Origin of the sequence: Lactobacillus gallinarum (assembly GCF_002160635.1) — a bacterium.
Classification (GTDB): Bacteria; Bacillota; Bacilli; order Lactobacillales; family Lactobacillaceae; genus Lactobacillus; species Lactobacillus gallinarum.
Window position 1 is genome coordinate 1 of record NZ_NFKZ01000052.1, and the last position, 6,986, is coordinate 6,986.

7 protein-coding genes are annotated in these 6,986 nt (G+C 34.4%); 6 read left to right on the forward strand and 1 reads right to left on the reverse strand.

The window, feature by feature from the left end; genetic code table 11:
- Nucleotides 1-270: 270 nt before the first annotated feature.
- Both B5E95_RS09995 and hpt read left to right on the forward strand, forming a co-directional pair.
- Nucleotides 271-1,737 (forward strand): SLAP domain-containing protein, encoded by a 1,467-nt coding sequence (locus B5E95_RS09995; protein ID WP_087236526.1) that lies wholly within the window; start codon nt 271-273, stop codon nt 1,735-1,737.
- Nucleotides 1,738-1,938: 201 nt separating this feature from the next.
- Entirely contained in the window at nt 1,939-2,472 is a 534-nt protein-coding gene (hpt, locus tag B5E95_RS10000; protein WP_087236528.1) for a hypoxanthine phosphoribosyltransferase, read from the forward strand.
- Nucleotides 2,473-2,572: 100 nt separating this feature from the next.
- Here hpt and B5E95_RS10005 read toward each other — a convergent pair whose 3' ends face one another.
- Nucleotides 2,573-3,943: an ISNCY family transposase gene (locus tag B5E95_RS10005; RefSeq protein WP_087236529.1), complete on the reverse strand. Its 1,371-nt coding sequence runs from the start codon at nt 3,941-3,943 to the stop codon at nt 2,573-2,575.
- A gap of 446 nt (nt 3,944-4,389) precedes the next feature.
- On the opposite strand from B5E95_RS10005, the gene B5E95_RS10595 reads away from it, so the two are divergent.
- The 4 genes from B5E95_RS10595 to B5E95_RS10020 all read left to right on the forward strand — a co-directional run bounded on the left by B5E95_RS10595 (nt 4,390) and on the right by B5E95_RS10020 (nt 6,840).
- Complete coding sequence (locus B5E95_RS10595; protein WP_241146355.1) at nt 4,390-4,563, forward strand: hypothetical protein; 174 nt, start codon at nt 4,390-4,392, stop codon at nt 4,561-4,563.
- Nucleotides 4,564-4,679: 116 nt separating this feature from the next.
- Nucleotides 4,680-5,231, forward strand: coding sequence for a metal-dependent hydrolase (locus B5E95_RS10010; protein WP_025006403.1), 552 nt, complete (start codon nt 4,680-4,682; stop codon nt 5,229-5,231).
- A 111-nt stretch (nt 5,232-5,342) separates the two neighbouring features.
- A complete protein-coding gene (locus B5E95_RS10015) occupies nt 5,343-5,582 on the forward strand; it encodes a hypothetical protein (RefSeq protein ID WP_087236531.1) in 240 nt (79 codons plus the stop codon).
- Nucleotides 5,583-5,805: 223 nt separating this feature from the next.
- Nucleotides 5,806-6,840 carry an aldo/keto reductase gene (locus tag B5E95_RS10020; protein ID WP_087236533.1) on the forward strand — a complete coding sequence of 345 codons (1,035 nt, stop codon included), beginning with the start codon at nt 5,806-5,808 and terminating at the stop codon, nt 6,838-6,840.
- Nucleotides 6,841-6,986 lie beyond the last annotated feature (146 nt).

The following is a 6,986-nucleotide window of genomic DNA, read 5'->3' on the forward strand; positions in this document are numbered from 1 at the left end:
AGAAAGGCTGCAGTCCGCTAGCAACTCACGGACTCAAAAGGCTTTGGTAATTAGACGACCTCTATCGGCAATAGTCAAAAGATTACTGCTGGTAAGTCAAGTCCGTATCTAAGCAAGTTGGTGTTCTGGTTGGCGCAAGCTAACGATCCACTAAGCCCTAGACTTCAGTCTAGGGTAGTTGACGTAACAAAGAGCAGGCATTCTATTAATGAGTGCCTGCTTTTGCTTGTTATAATTAAAAATATAAGTGAATTTTGATGAGGTAAAAAAATGAAATTAAAGCAAAAGATTGTATTAACTTCTGTAGCCACTTTACTAGCAGTTTCGCCTGCTGTCGGAATGATTCAACCGTCACAAACAGTTTTAGCAGCCACTAACAAACGGCAAATTAGTCAAAAAGATAAATTGAAGCTCAATCATAATGCCTATATTTATAATAAAAAAGGTAAGCATACTAAGAAGCTTTTGCGTAAAGGTACATTAGTTAAGTATCAAGGCAAGATTAGTCAAAATGATTTTGCGGATAACTTGTACTTTTATCAAAATTATTCAAATGCACACAGATATCAATTAACCATAACCAAGATTAAGGGTGCTGATTATTTTAAGATCGGTAAAAACCAATATATTAAAGCCGCCAATGTTGATGCTATCGATGGTAATAAGCTTTTATTTAATCAAACTACGGTAACAGTTAAAACGAAGGCGCCACAAATTTTTATGGCCAGCAAGAATAGAGCTTTGACTACCGGAAAATACTATAAAAAAGGTCAAAAGCTAGTTGTCGATCAATTAGGTGGCATGGACGTGTTAGCCAATAGTTTCCCTAATGCTTATCATATTAAAGGCACGGATTATTATATCTGGGCTAGAGATGTCACTGCCCGTCAAAACATGGACTCTATCAACTATGATGTTCGTAATACAACCGTTGTTGAGGTCAAAAGAGATAATAGTAAAGCACCATTATATGCATTTAACGGAAAAGTAATTACGCCTAAAGGTTTTGCTTGGACGAGTTTAGCACCAATAAAGGTTAATGGGGCCATCTATTTGTGGAACGAGCAGGAAAACAAAGCTGAGCTTTATTACCATTTAACCAATCATTATCAAAAAATGGCTAATTTGAAGACATCTCCTAGTTTCCCTGAGGTAGTTAAAATTAATACGGTAAAGATAGGGGATGCTTTTATTAAGGCTAGCGATGTAAAATATGTTGACGGTAAATTTTTAAAGCCGATTAATAGTGCTAGTCAGGCTGAAGATAATGCAAAAATTGCTATGTCTGAAAGCGAAGAATTAGATTTAAAGGATTTAATTAATAAGCAAATAGCAGTACAAGGTAGTATTAAGTACAAATTATCTAGTTTTTACAAACGGTATAACTATGATCAAGCGATTGATGATGCAAAATCTGTATTAAATAAGGATAGTGTGTCAGCTGCGCAAGCTCAATATTTGATTTGGAATATTAAGACAGCTAAAGATGAATTAGATGGTGCCAAAGTCAAAGTAGGAAATCTTAATAAATTGACGCAGAATGAAAGACTGGCTATTGAATTACTAGTTTCAAATGTTTACTCTAAGGAAACTGATACTGAATCACTTTATGGCCAGATGACTATGAGTGAAGCAGATGAATCCGTGTTTGAATTAAGCATTGAAAACGAAAGAGATCATAATAGGGTTATTTCTACGAAGATGATGAAGACTAGCGATTTTGCGGAAGAAAGATAATATCTGTTGACACAAAAATGGGGATGCATGATGCATTTCCATTTTTTATTTTGCTTTTGTTTCAGTAAAACACGAACGATTATTATATAAAATAATATCATTTTTAGTATTTTATCTATTTTTCAGGCGAAAACACTGTAATCTGTCAAAAATATATGCTAAAATCTGATCATTAGATGGACAAGAGGGGAAACATTTATAATGAACAACGATATTGAAAAAGTATTATTTACTCAGGAACAACTTAATAAACGGATGGATGAAATGGCTGAACGTTTAAATAAAAAATATGCTGGTCAAGAGCCAATTGTTATTCCTGTTTTAAATGGAGCAATGCTTTTTGCTAGTGATATGATCAAAAGATTAACATTCAAATTAACGATTGATCCTATCAAGGCCTCAAGTTATGCGGGAACTTCTTCAACTGGTAATGTCAAAATTGTTCAAGATATTAAATCTGATGTTACTAATCATCCTGTGATTTTTATGGAAGATATTATTGATACTGGTCGCACTTTGAAGACACTTACTGAAGTAATGAAAAAGCGCGGCGCTAAGAGTGTAGAAGTGGTTTCAATGCTTGATAAGCCAGAGACACGTGTGGTAGATTTCAAAGCTGACGACTATGCCTTTAAAGCACCTAATGCATTTTTAGTAGGATATGGACTTGACTATAACGGTTGGTACCGTAATCTTCCTTATGTAGGGGTCTTAAAGCAAGCAGTTTATGCATAATTTTTAAAAAATTAACCTCTATTTTAAAAATAGTGTCAATAATAAGGGAAAATGTCCCAAATTTTGTTAATTATTAGCGGAGAATTTTTCTCCGCCTTTTTTATGTATATTGATGATGTTTATGTGCTCTTCGCTGTTGTCTTACAAATGATTCATGTTTCCATGGATGAGTCATTGGTGGAATATATTTCTTCTTTGTTCTTTTCTTCTTAGGCTCTGGATCAACTGCAGGAGATGTCACAGCGTTTTTAGGTATTTCTTTAAGCAAATATACATGCTCATCTGCAGTAACCAGCAACTGACCATCAAAAGCTTCAATTACCAAGCATTTAGTGCCTTTCATAAAACAAATCAATTTTCCATATTCATCTGTAGCCTGATAATGCTTGTTTTTAAAGGAAATGGCCGAGCCGCTGTCGAATACTCTGCTTGTAAGAACAGCCAAGGTATAGTTGATCTTGCGTGCATCTGGTGCTGTTTCAAAAACCGAGTAAGCAGAGCGAATCTTCTGACCAAATTTCTGATTAAAAGCTGGAATAAAGACGTCCAACAGATACTCATTCGCCTTTTCAATAGTGTTAATGCCTGCAAGTCTAAGTTCAGGTTTAAGACGTCCTTGAACAGTTTGATTGGCTCTTTCAACCATACCTTTAGCTTGAGAAACGCTGGTAGTTTTTAGATCAACGCCTAAAGTCTTACAGGCATAGCCAAATTGAGTCAGGACGTCTTTATGAGCGGCTTTGGTTTTGGCTGTTTCATAGTTAAAGACTGTGCGATTATCAGTTTTGAAGCAAAGCGGAATGCCGTAGTTCTCAAGAATTTGCTTAAAAGCATGATAATAACCGTTTAAGGTTTCCTGCCAATCAAAATAAGCACCAACAATATTGCCAGTGGCATTGTCAATTGCCAAGTGCAGGTAAGCTTTATTCTCCCCAAACCAGACCAGAACGGAAGCATCCATTTGAATTTCTTCGCCAAAGTATTTACAACGTTCATGACGCGGGTGAGCATCTTCTAAAGCAAGCTGATGACTAATAGCTGTATCGATATCCTGCTTGCCTTGCTTAGGATGATCTTGATGCCATTTCTTTTTAGCCAGTGCACGTCTGGTCTTTCTCCAAGGTTTGGGAGAAAGGATATCCTGCTTTTTGAGTAGATTATAAACAGTTGAGTAAGATACCTTAATGTTCTCAAAGTGTTCGAGCAGTTCGGTAAAATGTTTTAAATTGCAATCTTGATATTTAGTGCGATATAAGGTTACAATTTGATTGCTAATTTCCGTGGAAAGACAATTAACAGGTTTGCGGTCTGCGTTCCCATGAACGAAGGCCGCTTTTCCTTTTTCTTGATATTGTTTAATTCTGCGATTGAGCTGCCTAATGGATATACCTAACTTCAGAGCAGCTCTTTTCTTATTGCCATTGTGATCAATGAGTTCTTTGATAGTCTTGTATTGTTGTTCATATTTCATAGATAAATCAATCCTTTTCACTCTAACCATAACCTCCAATAAAGAGATTATGACATATACTAAAATTTAGGACATTTTTACTTAATAACAATTAAGACTTTATCGTTTATTAATCACAAAAATTAACCTCTATTTTAAAAATAGTTGATTTTAACAGTACTTTATATTATAATAATTGTTTTTACTTATATAAAAATTAAGAAAGGACTATAATACATATTGTAAAGGTACGTTTTATCAACTAAAGAGGTTAGTAAAATGAATAAAGATATTCAAAAATTCAAAAAAGGAATCGAGTACCTAGAGCAGTAAAATGGTATTCCACAAGCTTTCTTCCATAATCCAAAATATAAAAAGCTGAGTACCGATGCTCGTTATTTATATATGATTTTTACACTGAAGATGACTCAGTCACAAATAATGACTGGGTAGATCCCGACGGAAACATGTATATTATTTATCCTGATCAAGATCTGATGGATGAAATGAATTGTAATTCTTTTACAGTAAATCGATTGAAAAAAGAATTGATCAAGCATAATTTACTGTTAGAGGAAAATATGCCTTCTGGACATAGTGATCGACTATATCCGCTTAGAGTAAACGAAATTTATAAATAAAAAATTAAGCACATTATTACCATGATAGTGTGTTTTTTCTTACAGATTGAATGCTGTCATCTCTTATTTTTGTATGGTACAATATGAATATATGTTCTAATGAAGAGGTGACTAAAATGCTGACGCGCTCGCATCGTTTATGCAGCATCGCGCTTGTTGAGCTGGGATTAATTGCTAGCAACACATTTATTGCAGATCCAGCATCTAATTTAATAATTTTATTGGCTACTGGTGTGGGTGCGTCTTTACCTGATATTGATGAATATAACAGCACGACTAGTCGTAAATCTCCAATCAATTTTAGTTTGTTTCTACGCCATCGTGGTGTGACTCATTCATTTTTAGGCTGGTTAGTTTTCTCCATTGGTTTGTATTTCTTAATGAATCATTTTATTCCCATTGAATTTCGATCTTGGCAGTTGCCAAATTGGTGGGGCAGTATTTGGCTAGGCTTGATTTTAGGCTATTTTTTGCATTTAGTTGAAGATAGTTTTAGTAAGCAGGGAGTAGATTGGTGGGCTCCATTTGTTAAAAAGAGAAGACATCATTCAATCTTTCGTTATAAAGTAGGAGGATTTTTTGAAAAATTTATTACTTTAATTGCTTTTTTAGGAATTATAATGATGTCTTGCTATTGGTTATGGCTGATGGCCGCACCTGAAATCTAAGTAAAGCGCATACGTTTATTTAGTAAATTTCTTTACTATTTATGGTAAAGCACGCTACTTAATGTTATACTAACGTTGTTGGAAATGTTTTAAGAAAAGAGATATATTAAAATGAATCAAATTGCTTTTAACCAACAATTATCAGATAAATTAAATGAAGTACTTAACCCAACCTTGTATTCAACTCCAGGTAAGGGTGAAATTACTGTAGTTGCTAACGAAAAGTATGACTTGCGTGAATATCGAATCATTACTGAAAACAACAAGGTTGTTAAAGTTGAAGATGCATATGATGCTAAGCATGATGCAGATTATGATAAGATGATGGACTTTCTTAAGGACTATCGTTAATTAAAAAATTGAATATAAATAAAGAAGAGGCCAGGATCATTGAGATCTTGACCTCTTTTGTCTTATTTTCGAAAATACTTCTAATATTTTTTAAAAATCAATTAAGAGTAATATACATGCAAAAAAGTTATACTGTAAAATAATCAATTAATATTTCACATAGATAGTCACTTTCCCTATGATAGAAGTAAGTTAAGTTTTAGTTAATGGAAAGTGACTTAAAATGAAATATAATCAATTAGGTAATTCAGATTTAAAAGTTTCTCAATTTGCACTTGGCTGTATGGGATTTGGTAAGGGAAGCGGTAAGAGCGTAAATGATCGTTCATGGACCGTGGGACAAGAACAAGCTGATCAAGTGATTGCTCATGCTTTGGATTTAGAAGTGAATTTCTTTGATACGGCTCCGGCATATCAAGCGGGTGCTAGCGAAAGAATTTTAGGTACAGCTTTAAATAAACTAGCTGACAGGGATCAAGTTGTTGTTGCCACCAAGTTTGCAACAAGACTACCTGAAGAAATGAAGAAGGGGATCTCAGGTAAAGAACATGTAGTCAATTCACTAGACCAAAGTCTAGAAAACTTACAAATGGATTACGTAGATCTTTATATTTACCACATTTGGGATTGGCTGACTCCAATGGAGGAAATTGCTGAAGGGCTAAACGAAGTAGTGAAGCAAGGCAAAGCACGTTACATCGGAATCTCAAATGCATATGCATGGCAAATTGCACAGATGAATGCATATATGAAAGAACATGATTATCCACAATTTGTTTCAATTCAAGATCACTATAACTTGATCTATCGTGAAGATGAACGAGAATTATTTACTTTTGCTCATGAAAACAATTTAGGATTAACACCATATAGTCCCTTAGCTAGTGGACGATTAGCTCATCCCTTCGGTACAGAGACTGCACGAAGAAAACAAGATACTTTTTCTGCTAAGGAAAAATATGGTAAGACTGTTGAAATCGATCGACCAATTATTGATCGAGTTGAAGAATTAGCTAAAAAACATGATGTCCCTATGGCTGCTATATCACTAGCTTGGCTAAAGACAAAAGTGACAGCACCAATTGTTGGTGCAACTAAGGCCCATCATCTAGATGCAATGGAAAAAGCATTGCAATTAGATTTAACCTCTGATGAAGTGGCATATCTGGAAGAACCGTACAAGCCTCATGATTTAGAAGGCGTAATGGCGGATAATCGAGATCGAAAACATAATTGGACAGATTATTTAACGCATTAATTAAAACAAAAGGTAAAGAATATCAATTTGAAGTGAGACCTAAAAGTGAGACACTTTTAGGTCTTTACTATGTCTAAATTTAATAAAGAACAGAAAATAGAAATTTATCGTAAATGGAAAGATGAAAAGATTTCAATAAGTCAGTT

Coding starts and splice junctions, on each gene's coding strand:
- B5E95_RS09995 (WP_087236526.1), top strand. CDS start 271: ATGAAATTAAAGCAAAAGATTGTATTAACTTCTGTAGCCACTTTACTA.
- B5E95_RS10020 (WP_087236533.1), top strand. CDS start 5,806: ATGAAATATAATCAATTAGGTAATTCAGATTTAAAAGTTTCTCAATTT.
- hpt (WP_087236528.1), top strand. CDS start 1,939: ATGAACAACGATATTGAAAAAGTATTATTTACTCAGGAACAACTTAAT.
- B5E95_RS10015 (WP_087236531.1), top strand. CDS start 5,343: ATGAATCAAATTGCTTTTAACCAACAATTATCAGATAAATTAAATGAA.
- B5E95_RS10005 (WP_087236529.1), bottom strand. CDS start 3,943: ATGAAATATGAACAACAATACAAGACTATCAAAGAACTCATTGATCAC.
- B5E95_RS10595 (WP_241146355.1), top strand. CDS start 4,390: ATGTATATTATTTATCCTGATCAAGATCTGATGGATGAAATGAATTGT.
- B5E95_RS10010 (WP_025006403.1), top strand. CDS start 4,680: ATGCTGACGCGCTCGCATCGTTTATGCAGCATCGCGCTTGTTGAGCTG.